We start from the raw sequence: 16,031 nt of genomic DNA on the forward strand, positions 1-16,031 counted from the left end.
CCGGTGGCTCCACAAAGGGAACTGTGGCTCGATAAGTCGTGCGTTATCGAGCCACACATGCATATGTGGAGCCACCGTGGGGAAGGTGGTTCAGGTCAGGGCGAGGGCGCAGGTGCCGACCAGGACTGTCAGCGGCGCACACATCAGGCCCAGCGTCAGATAGCGGCGCCAGGAGATCTCCACCCCCAGGCCGGTCAGCTGCCGGTGCCACAACAGCACGGCCAAGGACGCCCACGGGGTGATCAGCGGGCCCGCGTTAACGCCGATCAGCAGTGCCACCAGCTGTTTGGGTGTGCCGGCCGCGGCCTCGAGCGCCAGATAGGCCGGCAGGTTGTCGATCGCATTCGCCGCCAACGCCCCGCCGAATGCCAGTCCCAACAGCCGGCCCAACCCATCCCCACCGGAGACCTCGGACGCCGCCCCGCCGGACACCGCCGACCCAAACGCCGGGCCACTCGCATCCGAGGCGGACACACTGTGCACCAGCCAGTCGCTCAGTCCCAGCCCGGTCGCCGCGGCCGAAGCCGCGAACAGCCCCACGGCGAAGATCAGGAACGACCACGGCACCAGCCTCGGGCTCAGCACCGCGGGCCTGCGCCAGGCGAACAGTCCCAGCAGGGCCACGGCGGCCGCGCACGCCGGAATCCACACGTCGATTCCCGAGGCCAGGGCCGGCAGGAGCACCACGACGACCACCGCGGCGCCGACCAGCAGGGGCCGGTCGTGCTCCCTGGCCGGCGGCAGGTCGAAGGCCCGGAACCGGCCGAACAGCCTGCCGCGGTAGATCAGCGCCAGCAGCACCACCGGCACCAGCGCACATGCCAGCGCGGGAGCCCAGGTCAGCCCGGCGAAGTCCAGCACGGACGGGTCGCCCGCTGGCTGCCCGGCCTCGGCGCCCGGACTGCCGGGCCCGGTGCTCAGATCACCCGACCCGGTCCCCAGGGTCCCCAGCCGGTGCAGGGCCAGCAGATTGGTCAGATTCGACACGGGCAACAGCAGGGATCCGGTGTTGGCCAACCACACCGTCGTCAGTGCGAAGGGCAGTGGGTCGAGGCGGGCGCGCCGCGCCACCAGCACCACGATCGGGGTCAGCAGCACGGCCGCGGTGTCCAACGACAGGAAGACCGTCGAGGCCAGGGCCAGCACGATGACGAACAGCCAGAGCAGCCAGGTGCGGCCTCGGGCGGCGCGGGCGGCCAGACCCGCTGCCATATCGAAGACGCCGGCGGCATCGGCCAGGGTCGCGGTGATCGTGATCGCCACCGCGAACAGGAGGACGGACCAGACACGGTCGGCCTGGGCCACCAGGTGTTCCGGTCCGACGAGCCCGCAGGCCACCAGGACCGCGGTCACGCCCAGAAGCGCACAGCCGACGTATTTCACGACTCAAATCTAGCGGGTCTCGCCCCGGCGGGTGGGCCGCCCCGGCAAGTGGGCCGCCCAGCCCCACTGCTCGCATCGCATGCGGAAACCTGCAACACATACGGGTATACGCGTATGTGTTGCAGGTTTCCGCATGCGATGTGCCCGGGCCAGCGCGCACAGGGCAAGGCGCGCACAGGACGAGAGCATTGCAAGCGCAGATTCACATCATGTGAGGAAATACCCGCACACGATGTGAACCTGCGCTTGCGATGCGAAACCGGCCTCCGCAGAATGGCCCGCACCGCACCGTCCCGCGCCCCCGGCTCAGCCCTGATAGCGGACCCGGCCACCGACCACGGTGGTCGCGACGCGGGTGTCGCGGATGGCCTCGGCGTGGGCCATGCGGGCGGACTCCGAGGCGTACTCGTAGCGCAGCGTCCCCGCGCCACCAACCCCGGCACCCGCCGCACCAATCCCGGCACCGGAACCACCACCGGCAACCCATTCGGTCGTCAGCCCAGCGGCGGCGAAGGGCGAGGTTTCCACGGCCACGAAGTCGGCGTCGTATCCGGCCTTGAGCACACCGGTCACGTCCTGGCGTCCCACCGCCTGCGCCGGGCCCGAGGTGTGGGCCGCGATCGCCTGATACGCATCCATCCGCCGCTCGGGCTGGAACACGGTGGCCGGGTCCCCGCCGATGTCCGCGCGCGTCATGGCGGCGTAGATCGCCGCGAAGGGGTTGGCCGGTTCGACCGGTCCGTCGGAGCCGAAGGCCAGCCGGGCGCCGGCCGAGGCCAGGTCAGTCCACGCATAGGCCGCCAACCCGGCATCCGGGCGCAGGCGCTCCAACAGGTGCAGATCGGAGATGCAGTGGCGCGGCTGCATGGACGCCACGACGTCCAGCGCCGCGAACCTGGCGACATCGGCCGGCTGTAGGAACTGGGCGTGCTCGATCCGGGCCTGCAGCACCCGGCCGAACCGGGCCTCGGCGGCGCTGCGGGCGGGGTTCGTCGCCTCGATCGCGTCGAGCACCACGTGGTTGGCGGCATCGCCGATCGCGTGCACGGCCACCGCGATGCCGCGGGCGTAGGCGGCCTCGATCTGTTCGATCAGGGTGGGCAGGGCCGCGAGCTGGATGCCGTAGTTCGGTTCCTCGCCGTGGGCGTGCGGGAACGGGCTGGACATGAACGAGGACTGCGATCCCAGTGCCCCATCGGAGAAGAGCTTGAGCCCACCGCGCAAGAACCACGAGTCACCGTCGCCGGTCCTCCAACCGTCCGGCCCGGCGGAGGCGGCCCAGTCGAGTTCCTCGGGCCGCAGGTACTTCACCACGCGCATCTTCTGCCGCCCGGACTCGGCCAGGTCGTACCAGGCCTGTCGGCTGGCGGCCCCGTCGATGTCGTGCAGCCCGGTCAGGCCCTCGGACAGCCACAGCTCCTGCGCGGCGGCCATCCGGTCCGCACTCAGGTCCCGCCCGGCGGCGGGGATGGCCGCCAGCACCAGGTCCGTCGCGTCCTCGCGCAGGATTCCGGTCGCCGTGCCCGAGGCCCCGCGCACGATCTGCCCACCGTCGGGATCCGCTGTGCGCGCGTCGATGCCGGCGGCGGCCAGGGCCGCGCCGTTGCACCACAGCGTGTGCATGTCGATCGACCAGACGGCCACGGGGTGGTTCGGCACCGCGGCGTCGAGCAGGGTGCGGTCGGGCTGGTCCGCGGTGTCGCTCCAGCGGTTGAAGTCCCAGCGACCGCCGGTGATCCACCGGCCGGCGGGCAGCTCGGCTGCGAATGCGGCGATGGCCTCGACGGCCTCGGCCAGCGAACGGGTTGCGACGAGGTCGACCTCGGCCAGGGATTCTGCGTAGGACAGGGCGTGCAGATGCGCGTCGACGAATCCGGGGATGACGGTCCGCCCGCCCAGGTCGATCCGCTCGGCGGCGTCCGGGCCGGTCGCATGGGCTGTGAGTTCCGCCTCCTGGCCGACGGCCACGATCTTCTCGTCATGGGTCAGCAGGGCGGTGGCACGGGGTGTTTCGGGGTCGAACGTCCAGACGTCCGCATTGAGGTAAAGGGGCATGCGGCAAGTCTAGTGGGACACATGGCACGGATTATGGCTTGGCCTATGACGCGGATTGTGGTGCGGATTTCCGGGGAGCGTAGAAGTGATCCACCTCATCATTTGATAACCCTTATTTATTATCCATTTATATTCCCTTCGTTAGCTCTTTCGATATATGTAAATTACGACAACCACAGTTGCTCTCATGGTCTTTTCATCAGTTGTACAACCAACCCTTATCTCTATTAGGCTGTCCGTGAGTTAATTAGGAAAGCAGACCTTTGCATAATCGCTTATCCGTGCGCTTATCCCACCGACTCGCCCGAGCATCAGCACCGACCAAGGAGAGAATCCATGTCCCTCAAGACCCGCCATTCCGTCTTCGCCATCGCGGCATCCGCCGCCCTGGCCCTGGGCCTGAGCGCCTGCGGTGGAACCGACTCCGATTCCGCCGCCCAGGGCGAAACCGTGACGATCACGGATAATTCCGGCGAGGTCCAGGTGCCGCTCGATCCGGAGAAGTACGCGGTGACGGACAACATCTCCTTCCACACCCTGTCCGACTGGGGCAAGAAGCCCGTCGCAGCGCCCCGCACCCTGATGCCGGACACCCTGCCGTGGGAGAAGGACGACTCGATCGCCGACTCCGGTTCGCACCGCGAACCCGATCTGGAAAAGATCGTCGGAGCCGAACCCCAGATGGTCATCAACGGCTACCGCTACTCCAGCCAGCAGGACAAGCTCAAGGAACTCCTGGGCGACAAGGTGCCCGTCGTGACCTTCGACCGGAAGGACGACGAGGGCCACATCGACAACCTCAAACGCCACACGGAACAGCTGGGCAAGATCTTCAAGGAGGAGGACAGCGCCAAGCAGAAGAACGACGATCTGGACGCTTCCATCGCCAAGGCCAAGAAGGCCTACGACGGCAAGTCCAGCGTGATGGGCCTGACGACCTCCGGCGGTGAGATCAACTACTCGGATCCCAAGGAGGGCCGCGGCGCATCGGTCCTGTTCGAGGCTCTGGGCCTGAAGTCCGCCCTGAACGTCGACAAGGCCGACGGCACGGATAAGGGCAACAAGGTCTCCGTGGAGACCATCGCCAAGGCCAACCCCGACTGGCTGATCGTGATGGATCGCGACGCCGCCATCGCCAAGGACGAAAAGGGCTACAAGCCCTCGACCGAATTGCTCAAGAAGAACGCCGCGCTGAAGAACGTCACCGCGGTGAAGAAGAACCAGATCATGGTTCTGCCGGACGATTTCTACGAGGACGAGGGCATTGAGTGCTTCACCGGCGTCTTCAATGATTTCGCCAAGGCCCAGGACGACGCGAAGTAATCGCATCATCCGGTGAATAAGATCCGATCATCCGGTTCCCCCGTGGAACCCGGATCCGCACGCACAGGCGGGCCGCAGGGACCCGGTGAGAAAACGGGGAGGAACCGTCTTTTCACCTGGCCCCTGCTGGTCGGCCTGTTCGTCGTCTGCGGCCTCGTCGTCGCGAGCCTATGTGTGGGTCAGTACAGCATCCTGTCCGGTCCCGAAGGCTGGGACATGTTCTTCATCACCCGCGTGCCGCGCACGGTCGCCCTCATCCTGGCCGGCGCGGTGATGGCCATGTCCGGTCTGGTGATGCAGATGATCACCCAGAACCGCTTCGTCGAACCCACCACCACCGGCACCACCGAATGGGCCGGCCTGGGCCTGCTGCTGTGCATGGTGGTCTTCCCCCACGCCGACATCCTGACCAGGATGGTCGCGGCCATCGCCGCCGCCTTCATCGGCACCATGGTGTTCTTCGCCTTCATCCAGCGCGTCACCCTGCGCTCGTCCATCGTCGTGCCGATCGTCGGCATGATGCTGGGCGCCGTCGTCGGCTCCCTGTCCAATTTCGTGGCCTTCGCAACCGATATGACCCAGGCCCTGGGCATCTGGTTCGCCGGTTCCTTCACCTCGATCTTCAAGGGCCAGTACGAGCCCATCTGGATCCTCATCGCCGTCGTCCTGATCATCTTCATCGCCGCGGACCGCTTCACCGTCGCGGGCCTGGGCAAGGACGTGGCGACCAATGTGGGCGTGAACTACAACCGCATCGTGCTCATCGGCACCGGCGTCATCGCCATGGCCTCTGGCATCATCACCGTGGTCGTGGGCAACCTGCCCTTCCTGGGCTTGGTCGTGCCGAACCTCGTCTCCATGTTCCGCGGCGACGACCTGCGCTCCAACCTGCCCTGGGTCGCCCTGTCCGGGATCGCGATCGTGACCGCCTGCGACCTGCTGGCGCGCACCGTCATCGCCCCGTTCGAGGTCCCCGTCTCCCTGATCCTGGGCGTCGTGGGAGCGGCCGTGTTCATCGTGCTGTTGATTCGGGGGCGCAAGGTTGTCAGCTGAACTCAAGCGCTCCTCCGGCGCCCTGCCCACGACCCGCGCCAGGCGCCGGTACCTGATCGCCATGCTGGTCCTCGGCGCGGCGGCCCTGGCCATCATCGCCATCACCATGGGCTGGAAGAACCCCCTGCCGGTGGGCACCCGGGGCTTCTGGGTCATCGCGAAGATCCGCTCCGATGCGCTCGTGGTCATCGCAGTCGTCGCAGTCGCCCAGGCCACCGCGACCGTGGCCTTCCAGACCGTGACGAACAACCGGATCCTGACCCCCTCGATCATCGGCTTCGAGTCGCTCTACCAGCTCATCCAGACCGCCGCGATCTTCTTCCTGGGCGTGGCCGGCGCCACCGCGGTGGGCGGCACCCTGCAGTTCGTGGGCCAGATCATCGTCATGGTGCTCTTCGCCACCGTGCTCTACGGCCTGCTGCTGACCGGCCGGCGCGGCAATCTGCACATCACCCTGCTGGTCGGACTGGTCCTGGGCGGGGGCCTGAACGCCCTGTCCACGTTCATGCAGACCCTGCTCGATCCAGCGGAGTTCGACGTGCTGACCGCCCGACAGGTCGGCTCGATCGCCAATGCCGACGGCTCCAAGCTGTACATCGCGATCCCCATCGTGTTGGTCTGCGCGGGCCTGCTCTACCTCTTCTCCCGCAAGCTCAACGTACTGGCGCTGGGCCGTGACACCGCGATGAACCTGGGAGTGGACCACCGGCGCTTCATGATCATCGTGCTGATCCTGGTGGCGGTGCTGGTCTCCGTGTCCACCGCGCTGATCGGGCCCATGACCTTCTTCGGGTTCCTGGTGGCGATGCTGACCTATCAGCTGGCCGACACCTTCGACCACCGGCTGCTGTTCCCGATGGCGACCCTGGTGGGATTCGTCGTCTTCGCCGGTTCACACTTCGTCCTCAAACGGATCTTCTACGCGGAGGGCTCCGTGAGCATCATCATCGAACTGATCGGAGGGGCCGCGTTCCTCCTGTACATCCTGCGGAAGGGGCGCTTGGCATGATCGAGCTCAAGGGCGTGGTGCGCCGCTACAGTGCGGAGACCACCATCGGACCCGTGGACCTGACGATCCCGGCAGGGGGCATCACCGCACTGGTCGGGCCCAACGGCGCGGGCAAGTCCACGCTGCTGACCATGATCGGCCGGCTCATGGAGACCGACGGCGGGACCATCACGGTGGGCGGGAACGACGTGTCCACGACCCCGTCGAAGGACCTGGCGAAGATCGTGTCGATCCTGCGGCAGGAGAATCACTTCATGACCCGGCTGACGGTCCGCCAGCTGGTGGGCTTCGGCCGCTTCCCCCACAGCCGGGGACGGCTGACCGCTGAAGACGAGGACCAGGTGTCCCAGGCGATCGACTTCATGGGGTTGGCGGAACTGGAGTCCCGTTATCTGGACCAGCTCTCCGGCGGGCAGCGGCAGCGGGCCTATGTCGCGATGGTCCTGGCGCAGGACACCGACTACATCCTGTTGGACGAGCCGTTGAACAACCTCGATATGGAGCATGCGGCGGCGATGATGCGCAGGCTCGACTCCTTCGCCAAGGAGCAGGGCAAGACGATCGTCATCGTGCTCCACGACATCAACTTCGCCGCGCGCTACGCCCAGCGGATCTGCGCGATGGGCGACGGGCAGGTGCTGCACTTCGGACCGGCCGAGGACATCATGCGCTCCGATATCCTCACCGAGGTCTTCCACACGCAAGTCGACGTCATCGACACCCCGGAGCACGGGCGCATCGCGGTGTATTACTGAGGCGCCGAGGCCCCGTCCCGGTTCCGTGCGCCGGGCCGGCTCCGCGCGCCGGCCGCGCCGACCGGCTTTCCCCCGCATAGACACCAGGTGAGCGCGGGAACTACCTGTTGTAGCAAGTAGTTCCCGCGCTCACCTGGTGTCTATGCGTCTGGATGGTGTTGACGCGCTGGGAGGGTGTCCGATCCGCTCAGTCCTGTAGGCAGGATTCGATGAAGGCGAAGCGCTCCGGGGTGTCCGCTGCGATGCAGTAGTCGTCGTAGGCGTGGGGGCGGCGCACCTGCAGCCCGGCCTGCTCGGCGATCACCGCACCTCCGGCGAAGTCGTAGACGCCCAGGCCGCGCTCATAGTAGGCGTTGACACGGCCTTCGGCTGCCAGACACAGATCCATGGCGGCGGAGCCCAGCCTGCGGACATCGTCGAAGTCCGCCATGATGCGACCCAGTTCCGCCAGCTGGCGGGTCCGCAGCTCGGGCGAGTAATTGAAGCCGGTGGCCGCGAGTCGCCCGCGCCGTCCCACAGGTGTGCCGTGCAGACGTACGGGGTCGCCGGCGGGTGGGAGCTTCCAGGCACCAGCCGGAACTCCTGCACCAGCCGGATCCGGGGCCTCGGCGAACCATACGGTGTCCAGTGCGGGACAGGCGACCAGGCCCAGGACCCAGCCGGCCGATTCCCACACGGGACCGGACACTGCACCGCCGGTGGTCGCCGCGGCGCGAGTGCCGCCGGCCCCATCGGCCACGGCATCACCGCCGCCGTTCAGACGCCGCACGCCCACGGAGAAGCAGTGGTATTCGATCCCGCGCACGAAGTTCACGGTGCCGTCGATCGGATCGACGTGCCATTCGTAGCGGTCCGCACCGGCACATTGGTCCGCACCGGCACATTGGTCCGCTCCGGCGGGTGACTGTGCCACGCCCGCGACGTCCGCCGAGCCTCCCTCGCCGGCCGTCACCGCGCACCGCAGGCGCGGGAGCAGTGCGGCGAGCTGGGACTCGTCGAGCACCTGTTCCAGGTCCAGCGCAGCAGCGCCCTCCTCGCCGATCATCACATCGCTGGGGCGCACGCGGACCAGATAGCCGCGCACCAGGGACTCGATCTCCTCATCGGCCGCCGTCACCAGGTTGTTCGGATCGTCCTTGGCCGTGACCTGTGAACGGTCCCAGCCGTGGGCTTCGATCCGCGCGCGCCAGTGAGCCTGCCGGGTCCCCGCGATGATCGCCAAATCGCAAGCGACCGCGAGCAGGTCACTGCCCTGCACGCGGTCGATCGTGGGAAACGGGACCGCGCTCAGATGGTCACCGGGCTGATCAACGGAATCCTCGCCGTCACCGCTGCCACAGGCTGCGCGACCGGTGCCTCCGCCGCTACAGCAGCTGCCACCGGCACCGGTGCAGCCGCCATCTCCTGCACGGAGGTGAAACCCTCCGAGCGGGCGTGGCGCCGGACGATCTCCTGCACCGCCTGCGACGAGGTGCCGACGGCTTCGGCGATCGCGGCATAGGTGATCCCCGCGGCGCGTGCCTGCAGAATAGACGAAATGTAGTTCTCGTTGACTACTGCGCGCTGTCGCGCTAGCCGGCGTACTGTCCGGACTACGGCTCTCTGCTCTTCAGAGAGCTCTTTGGCTCGTCGTGACATCTTCCACTTTCACCATGAAATCCAACTTTTGCGAACCCAGCATACCGCTTGAAACCCGGCCCGAGGAACACCCTTCCATTAGATTTCTTCCGCGCTCCCCACAAAGGTCAGGGACGGAGGCGTTCCGGGTCGTTCATGCCGCCTGTTCGCGCTTGACGCGCCAGTCGACGAGGAAGTCCTCATAGGCCTCGGTCGTGAGGAATCCGGGCATCGTATCGCCCAGCGCCGCGGCGGCCAGGACCTCGGCCGCGTCAGGGTAGTGGTCGGCCGGATGCTGGACGATCACGGCCAGTTCCTCGGCGGCGCAGCGGGCCACAAGTTCGCGGGTCACGGGGCGGCCGTCGGCCAGGGTCACGGAGTGGCGGATCCACTGCCAGATGTGCGCCCGGCAGATCTCCGCACACGATGCGTCCTGGTGCTGGCCATCCCATTCGATCATCCCGCGTCCCGACAGCCAGGCGTTGACATAGTGCAGGACCAGGCGGATGTCCGCGCGCAGCCCGGCCTCGGTCGGGTGGACGGCGGCGATGTCACTCACGTCGAGCAGGGCCCGGCGCAGCTGGGTCTCGCGGCCCTCCGGCGTGGTGGGGGTGGGACGGGGGTGCTCGGGATGCGGACCCGAGCCGGTGCCCTCAGCCGCGCCGCCCGCCGCGGCCTCGGCCCCGGTTCCCGCGCCAGAGAAAACGTGGCGGGCCAGCGGGACCAGCGCCGGGTGGGACACCCAGGTGCCGTCGAAGCCGAGGGCGCGTTCGGCCTCCTTATCGGGGCGCACGGCCAGGCCCTCGGAGGACTTGTGGCCGGGCACATAGGTCGACATGCCGCCGAGCACGGGGGCGCCACGGCGGTGGCACACGTCGACGATATGGCGCAGGAAGGCGCGCATGGAGCGGGCCTCGGGGCCGATCGCGTCGCGGTCGGGCAGGATGAACTCGCGGTAGTTCCGGAATTCGCGGATCATCGAGAAGATGTAGTCCCAGCGGCCGGTGGACAGGCCGGCGGAGTGTTCACGCAGTTCGTAGAGGATCTCCTCGGCCTGGAAGGCCGCCGTGACCGTCTCCACGATGACGCCGGCGCGGATCGTGCCGATCGGGATGTCCAGGGCATTTTGGGCGGCGACGAAGACTGCGTTGAACCAGGCGGCCTCGCGGGCGGCCTCGAGCTTCGGCAGGCAGAAGTAGGGGCCGCGGCCGGCGGCGATGAGTTCGTGCGCATTGTGGAACAGGTACAGCCCGAGGTCCACCAGGGTGGCGCTGGCGGCGAACCGGGTGCCGTGCTCGTCGACCCACTCCAGGTGCCGCTCCGGCAGGTGCAGCCCGCGCGGGCGCAGCATGATCGTGGGGGCCTGCTGCGGCCTGGCATAGGCGGTCTCCTGCCCCAGGCCCGAGGTCGGGAACGAGGTGCCGGCGCGCCGCTCGGTGCCGCGATGGCCGGCCAGGCCGGGGGTGCCGGCCTGCAGATCTCCGCGCACCGCCCGGTGCAGATTCACCTGGGCGGTCACGACATTGTGCCAACTCGGCGACATGGTGTCCTCGAGGTCGGCGATCCACACGGGGGCGCCCGAGCCCAGGGCGCGGGCCGCCTCGGCCTGGCAGGCGGGCGCCACGATCTCCACCCGCCGGTCCTCCAGGCCCGGCGCCGTGGGCGCGATCGTCCACTCCGGGTCGTGCCGGATGCCCGCGGTCTCCGGCTTGAAGCCGGGCATCCGGCCGCGGTCGATCGCGGCGCGGCGGGATTCGCGGTGGGCCATGACTTCGCGCCGGGAGGCGTAGAAGAGGCGGTGGAGTTCGGCCACGAAGTCCAGGGCGTCCGGTGTGAGGATCGAGTCGTAGCCGGGCTCCATCGGCCCCAGAATGCGCAGCGCGGTGCGCGCCTGCTCGCTTGCCGACTGCTCGGCTACGGGTCGCACGGCCGTCGGCGCGGCGGCGGGCTGTGCGGCGGCGGACCGAGGGCTCTGGTGGTCGGTGGTCTGTTCCGTGATCGTGGCGGACATCGGATGCTCCTGGAAAGGACGGGCTAAGTGGAAGTCGGTGAAGGTCGGGCTGCGTGGAGCTCGATGGGTTCTCGCCCGGTGCGGGCAGCGGGAACGCGGGCGGCGCCCGGGTGTAGTGCGCGAGGGTGTGGGGAGGGTGGGAAGAGAAAATGTCCGCGGGAAGGGTAAACCCTCGAAAAACCCTTCCCGCGGACAAGCCGGTGGTGCGACTTGAGAGCCGAGCGGTACGGCCCGACGCTCAAGCCACAGAACTCAGAACTCGCAGATGCGCGTCAGAACTGCGCGGCCTCGGTCGAGTCCTTGAGCGCGGTGGTCGAGGACTGTGGGTTGATCGCGGTCGAGACCAGGTCGAAGTAGCCGGTGCCGACCTCGCGCTGGTGCTTCGTGGCGGTGTAGCCACGGGCCTCGGCGGCGAATTCGCGCTCCTGCAGTTCGACGTAGGCGGCCATCTGGTTGCGGGCATAGCCGTGGGCCAGATCGAACATCGAGTAGTTCAGAGCGTGGAAGCCGGCCAGCGTGATGAACTGGAACTTGTAGCCCATCGCGCCCAGCTCACGCTGGAACTTGGCGATCGTCGAATCGTCCAGGTGCGCCCTCCAGTTGAACGAGGGCGAGCAGTTGTAGCTCAGCAGCTGGTCCGGGTACTCCGCGTGGATCGCATCGGCGAAGCGCTTCGCGGCCTCCAGGTCCGGCGTCGAGGTCTCCATCCACAGCAGATCTGCGTACGGGGCGAAGGCCAGGCCGCGGTCGATGCACGGCTCGATGCCGTTGGTGACCTTGTAGAAGCCCTCCGCGGTGCGCTCACCGGTGAGGTACTTCTGGTCGCGCTCGTCGATGTCGCTGGTGATGAGCGTCGCGGCCTCGGCGTCGGTGCGGGCGATGACCAGGCTGGGGACGTTCTCCACATCGGCGGCCAGGCGGGCGGCGTTGAGCGTGCGGATGTGCTGCGCGGTGGGGACGAGGACCTTGCCGCCCAGGTGCCCGCACTTCTTCTCCGAGCCCAGCTGGTCCTCGAAGTGGACGCCGGCGGCGCCGGCGGAGATCATCCCGCGCATGAGTTCGTAGACGTTGATGGTGCCGCCGAAGCCGGCCTCGGCGTCCGCGACGATCGGGGCGAACCAGTCGTCGACGTTCTTGGTGCCCTCGGAGACCTCGATCTGGTCGGCGCGCATCAGCGCGTTGTTGATCCGGCGGACCACCTGGGGAACCGAGTTGGCCGGGTAGATCGACTGGTCGGGGTAGGTCTGGCCGGCGTTGTTGGCATCGGCTGCGACCTGCCAGCCGGACAGGTAGATGGCCTTGAGGCCGGCCTTGACCTGTTCGACGGCCTGGTTGCCGGTCAGGGCGCCCAGCGAGTTGACGAAGTCCTCGGTGTGGATGAGATCCCACAGGCGCTCGGCGCCGTGACGGGCCAGGGTGTGTTCCTCGATGAGCGAGCCGCGCAGCTTGACGACGTCTTCCGCCGTGTAGTCGCGGCTGGTTCCGGCCCACCGGGGATTGGTGGCCCAGTCGCTGCGCAGGGCGTTCGCATCGTGCAGGTTGTCGGTCATGTCGGTGCTCCTTTGTCGCTGTGAGGGTTGCGGTCCACGCCCCTGCACCTGCCCGTTCTCCGGGCCTTCCGACCCTGTTCTCCGGGATCGTGGGTAATCCCGTCGCCGGGGCCGAGGTGCATATCGTGTTCCGCTTGTGATTCCAGTCTGTGGGCCGCACCACCCCGATTTCGACTGAATTTGAGTGAAAAATTCGTTATTTTTCTACACACTAGAAAATGTGGTCTTCTACACAGATTCTTCGTAGGATTGGGGGCATGAACGACGAAGCCAAGGAGTCCACGGCCGGGCCGGATGCCCTGACCATCGGACGGCGCGTGCGCCACTTCCGCAAGGCCGCAGGACTGACCCTGACGGACCTGGGGCAGCGGGTCTCACGGGCGCCCTCGCAAATCTCGGCGATCGAATCGGGGCGGCGGGAGCCCACCATCTCCATGCTCCAGGCGCTGGCCACGGCACTGGACGTGAGCGCCGAGGACCTCCTCGACCCCACCCCCGTGGACCACAGGGCGGCCCTGGAGATCCAGGCCGAACGCGCACAGGCCTCGGCCCTCTATTCCTCCCTGCGCCTGCCGCGGGTCCGCACCAAGGCCCTGCCGACGGACGCGCTGGAGGCCATCGTCGGCCTACAGCGCGAACTCCAGACGATGGCGGAGACCCGCGCGGCCACCCCGGAGGAGGCCAGGCGGGCCAACCGCGATCTGCGGGAGCGGATGAGCAGGGCGCACAACTACTTCGGCGATCTGGAGGACCTGGCCGCCGAGCTGCTGGCCGTGGTGGACTACCGCGACGGCCCACTGAGCCAGCGGCAGGCCGCGGGGATCGCCAGTCATCTGGGCTTCGATCTGCACTACGTGGCCGATGTGCCGGCCTCGACGCGCTCGGTGACCGATCTGCGGGGCAAGCGGATCTATCTGCCCAACTCGGGGATGGGAGGACACGATCCGCGCTCCACCATGCTGGCGGCACTGGCGCCGATGATCCTGGGCCAGGAGAAGCCCAGGGACTATGCGGAGTTCCTGCGCCAGCGCGTGCAGGTGAACTATCTGGCGGCGGCCCTGCGGCTCCCGGAATCCGCCGCGGCGTCCCTGCTGAAGGAGGCGAAGAAGAATCGCCGAATTTCCATTGAGGAGCTGCGCGATCATTTCGGCACGACCTATGAGACCGCGGCCCACCGGTTCACAAATCTGGCAACCGAACACCTGGGCCTACGCGTGCACTTCATGAAGGTCCAGACATCCGGAGCGATCCACAAGGTGTACTCGAACGACGGACTGCCCTTCCCCACCGACCCCCTGGGTGCCGTGGAGGGCCAGTACGCCTGCAAGCGCTTCACCTCGCGCCAGGTCTTCAAGGTCGCCGACCGCTTCAGCCCCTACTATCAGTACACCGACACCCCCGTCGGCACCTATTGGTGCACCGCCCGGGTACTGCCAGAGGACAGCGACTTCGCGGTGAGCGTGGGCGTGCCGTTCAACGAGGTGCGCTGGTTCGAGGGCAGGGAGACCCCTATCCGGTCCCAGTCGCGCTGCCCCGATCCATCCTGCTGCCGCGCGGCGCCGGCCGAGCTGGAGGTGACCTGGGGGACCCAGTCCTGGCCCCAGGCCAAGATGCACGCCTCACTGTTGGCCGCCGTCCCGCCCGGGGCCTTCCCCGGGGTCGACCCGACCGAGGTCTACGAGTTCCTGGAGCGCCATGCCGAGGACTGAGGACGCGGGGCCGACTGCAACCGGCGGGGTCGTCTTCGACTGGGCCGGACGCGCCGCGGCCGAGGCCCTGGCCGGGACTGCGCGCCGCGCGCGGGTAAGCGAACCGCGCCGCGGACCGCACGCCGGAGCTGAAGCCGACGGGGACCTCGGCGCAGACACTGTTTCACGTGAAACGAAGCGGGTCCGGCCGCTGGTCCGACCGCTGTCGCGAGCCGAGGACACGCTCATCGAGGGCGACAATCTGGAGGCCCTGAAGCTGCTGCAGGACACCCACGCCACGGCTTTCAAGGTCGTCTACATCGACCCGCCGTACAACACGGGCTCGCGCCTGAGCTACCACGACAGGGCGGGGCGGACCGCGGGCCGACGGGCCGGAGGCACCAAGGACCATGCGGCCTGGCTGAACATGATGCTGCCCAGGCTGCTGCTGGCCCGCCGGCTGATGCGCGCTGACGGGGTGTTCTTCGCCTCGATCGACGACGGCGAACTGGCCTATCTGACCATGCTGGGCCATCGGGTGTTCGGCGAGGAGAACTTCCTGGGCGCCTTCGTCCACCAGCGCGCCAAGGGTGGCGGGCAGGCCAGGTTCTTCATCCGGGGGCATGACTATGTGCTCGCCTGGGCGCGCGACATCGCGCAGGCCGGGCCCTTTCTGGGGCCCAAGAAGCCCCCGGCCAAGTACGAGGATATCGACGGGCGGCGCTATCTGGTCGACGACGATGTGCTGCGGGTGAGCTTCGGGAAGTACACCAGGGGAACCGAGCGCAGGCTCATGTACGAGGACATCCTGGCGGTGCGCGGTGCGGCGAAACTGCGCCAGGTCGATGGCTGGCTGGCCGCCGGCACCCATGTGCTGCGTGCCTGGGGCGAGCCAGGCGCCGACGGCACGGCCAAGCACGCCGTGGTCAAGCTGACCCCGGCCGAGCAGGCCTCGTCGAAGCTGTACTCGATCATCAGGGCCCTGGGGGAACAGGGGCGCAATGCGCTCAGCACCCTGGGCCTGGGCGGGCTGTTCTCCTATCCGAAGCCGGTGGAGCTGATCAAGGACCTGGTGCTCTCACAGACCTTCGCCGACCGCGATGCGCTGGTGTTGGACTTCTTCGCAGGCTCGGGGACCACTGGCCAGGCGGTACTGGAGCTCAATGCGGCAGACGGCGGGCAGCGGCGCTTCGTGCTCGTCCAACAGCCCGAACCCCTGCGCCCGGCAGCCGGAGCGCGGGTGGGTGGCGAAGGAGTGCGGAGCCCCCGCGGCGCGGAGGCCTCGGAGGAAGCGGACGCCGCGGGAATCACGACGATCAGCGAGCTCATGCGCGAGCGCATCCGCAGGGTTGCGCAGAGTACGTATGGGAAATCGCCTGGGGACTCGAGCCGCTCCCCCACCTTCCGCGATATCCGCCTGGGGTGATGCACACTCGATGACCCCAGGGTTCGGCCAGTGACCGGTTCATGCAGATTCTTGGAGATGTCATGTCTCAGGACATCGGGGCCACGTGATGTCTCAACCAGGTGTGTCCATTGATGTCTCATGACTTCGTGTCCATCTCGGGTCGATGCGTGTATTTCGGA

At 67.8% G+C, this 16,031-nt stretch carries 12 protein-coding genes; 6 read left to right on the top strand and 6 right to left on the bottom strand.

Annotated elements, in window-relative coordinates; all coding sequences use genetic code 11:
* Window positions 1-90 precede the first annotated feature (90 nt).
* Together NQ036_RS13985 and NQ036_RS13990 are read right to left on the bottom strand one after the other, a co-directional pair.
* Complete coding sequence (locus NQ036_RS13985) at window positions 91-1,383, bottom strand: SLC13 family permease (protein ID WP_257059706.1); 1,293 nt, start codon at window positions 1,381-1,383, stop codon at window positions 91-93.
* Between the two features lie 306 nt (window positions 1,384-1,689).
* The gene (locus tag NQ036_RS13990; protein ID WP_257059708.1) at window positions 1,690-3,438 is read right to left on the bottom strand and encodes an amidohydrolase; all 1,749 of its coding nucleotides are present in this window, start codon (window positions 3,436-3,438) and stop codon (window positions 1,690-1,692) included.
* Window positions 3,439-3,774: 336 nt separating this feature from the next.
* On the opposite strand from NQ036_RS13990, the gene NQ036_RS13995 reads away from it, so the two are divergent.
* From NQ036_RS13995 to NQ036_RS14010, 4 genes are read left to right on the top strand one after another with little or no spacing between them, the layout of a single operon-like run.
* Window positions 3,775-4,761: a siderophore ABC transporter substrate-binding protein gene (locus tag NQ036_RS13995; RefSeq protein ID WP_257049418.1), complete on the top strand. Its 987-nt coding sequence runs from the start codon at window positions 3,775-3,777 to the stop codon at window positions 4,759-4,761.
* A 42-nt stretch (window positions 4,762-4,803) separates the two neighbouring features.
* A complete protein-coding gene (locus NQ036_RS14000; RefSeq protein WP_373566598.1) occupies window positions 4,804-5,814 on the top strand; it encodes an ABC transporter permease in 1,011 nt (336 codons plus the stop codon).
* Window positions 5,804-6,823, top strand: a complete 1,020-nt coding sequence (locus tag NQ036_RS14005; RefSeq protein ID WP_257049416.1) for an iron chelate uptake ABC transporter family permease subunit — start codon at window positions 5,804-5,806, stop codon at window positions 6,821-6,823. The genes NQ036_RS14000 and NQ036_RS14005 overlap by 11 nt, the downstream gene beginning before the upstream one ends.
* Window positions 6,820-7,578: an ABC transporter ATP-binding protein gene (locus NQ036_RS14010; RefSeq protein WP_257049414.1), complete on the top strand. Its 759-nt coding sequence runs from the start codon at window positions 6,820-6,822 to the stop codon at window positions 7,576-7,578. Before NQ036_RS14005 ends, NQ036_RS14010 begins: the two co-directional genes overlap by 4 nt.
* Window positions 7,579-7,765: 187 nt before the next feature.
* Here NQ036_RS14010 and NQ036_RS14015 read toward each other — a convergent pair whose 3' ends face one another.
* From NQ036_RS14015 to aceA, 4 genes are all read right to left on the bottom strand, one after another.
* The gene (locus NQ036_RS14015; protein WP_257049413.1) at window positions 7,766-8,836 is read right to left on the bottom strand and encodes an inositol monophosphatase family protein; all 1,071 of its coding nucleotides are present in this window, start codon (window positions 8,834-8,836) and stop codon (window positions 7,766-7,768) included.
* A 29-nt stretch (window positions 8,837-8,865) separates the two neighbouring features.
* Window positions 8,866-9,216, bottom strand: coding sequence for a hypothetical protein (locus NQ036_RS14020; RefSeq protein WP_257049412.1), 351 nt, complete (start codon window positions 9,214-9,216; stop codon window positions 8,866-8,868).
* A 133-nt stretch (window positions 9,217-9,349) separates the two neighbouring features.
* Window positions 9,350-11,206, bottom strand: coding sequence for a malate synthase (locus NQ036_RS14025; RefSeq protein ID WP_257059710.1), 1,857 nt, complete (start codon window positions 11,204-11,206; stop codon window positions 9,350-9,352).
* Window positions 11,207-11,478: 272 nt separating this feature from the next.
* Entirely contained in the window at window positions 11,479-12,756 is a 1,278-nt protein-coding gene (gene aceA, locus NQ036_RS14030) for an isocitrate lyase (protein ID WP_257049410.1), read from the bottom strand.
* Window positions 12,757-13,013: 257 nt separating this feature from the next.
* Between aceA and NQ036_RS14035 the strand changes: the two genes are divergently transcribed.
* On the top strand, window positions 13,014-14,465 hold the full coding sequence (locus NQ036_RS14035) for a helix-turn-helix transcriptional regulator (RefSeq protein WP_257049408.1): 1,452 nt from the start codon (window positions 13,014-13,016) through the stop codon (window positions 14,463-14,465).
* Window positions 14,452-15,870, top strand: a complete 1,419-nt coding sequence (locus NQ036_RS14040) for a site-specific DNA-methyltransferase (RefSeq protein WP_257049407.1) — start codon at window positions 14,452-14,454, stop codon at window positions 15,868-15,870. The genes NQ036_RS14035 and NQ036_RS14040 overlap by 14 nt, the downstream gene beginning before the upstream one ends.
* Window positions 15,871-16,031 lie beyond the last annotated feature (161 nt).

This window comes from Brevibacterium sp. 91QC2O2 (assembly GCF_024580695.1).
GTDB lineage: Bacteria > Actinomycetota > Actinomycetes > Actinomycetales > Brevibacteriaceae > Brevibacterium > Brevibacterium moorei.

Bases quoted from the DNA above. Each gene is read 5' to 3' on its own strand.
- NQ036_RS13990 (WP_257059708.1), bottom strand. From the start codon at position 3,438: ATGCCCCTTTACCTCAATGCGGACGTCTGGACGTTCGACCCCGAAACA.
- NQ036_RS13995 (WP_257049418.1), top strand. From the start codon at position 3,775: ATGTCCCTCAAGACCCGCCATTCCGTCTTCGCCATCGCGGCATCCGCC.
- NQ036_RS14010 (WP_257049414.1), top strand. From the start codon at position 6,820: ATGATCGAGCTCAAGGGCGTGGTGCGCCGCTACAGTGCGGAGACCACC.
- NQ036_RS14020 (WP_257049412.1), bottom strand. From the start codon at position 9,216: ATGTCACGACGAGCCAAAGAGCTCTCTGAAGAGCAGAGAGCCGTAGTC.
- NQ036_RS14025 (WP_257059710.1), bottom strand. From the start codon at position 11,206: ATGTCCGCCACGATCACGGAACAGACCACCGACCACCAGAGCCCTCGG.
- aceA (WP_257049410.1), bottom strand. From the start codon at position 12,756: ATGACCGACAACCTGCACGATGCGAACGCCCTGCGCAGCGACTGGGCC.
- NQ036_RS14035 (WP_257049408.1), top strand. From the start codon at position 13,014: ATGAACGACGAAGCCAAGGAGTCCACGGCCGGGCCGGATGCCCTGACC.
- NQ036_RS14040 (WP_257049407.1), top strand. From the start codon at position 14,452: ATGCCGAGGACTGAGGACGCGGGGCCGACTGCAACCGGCGGGGTCGTC.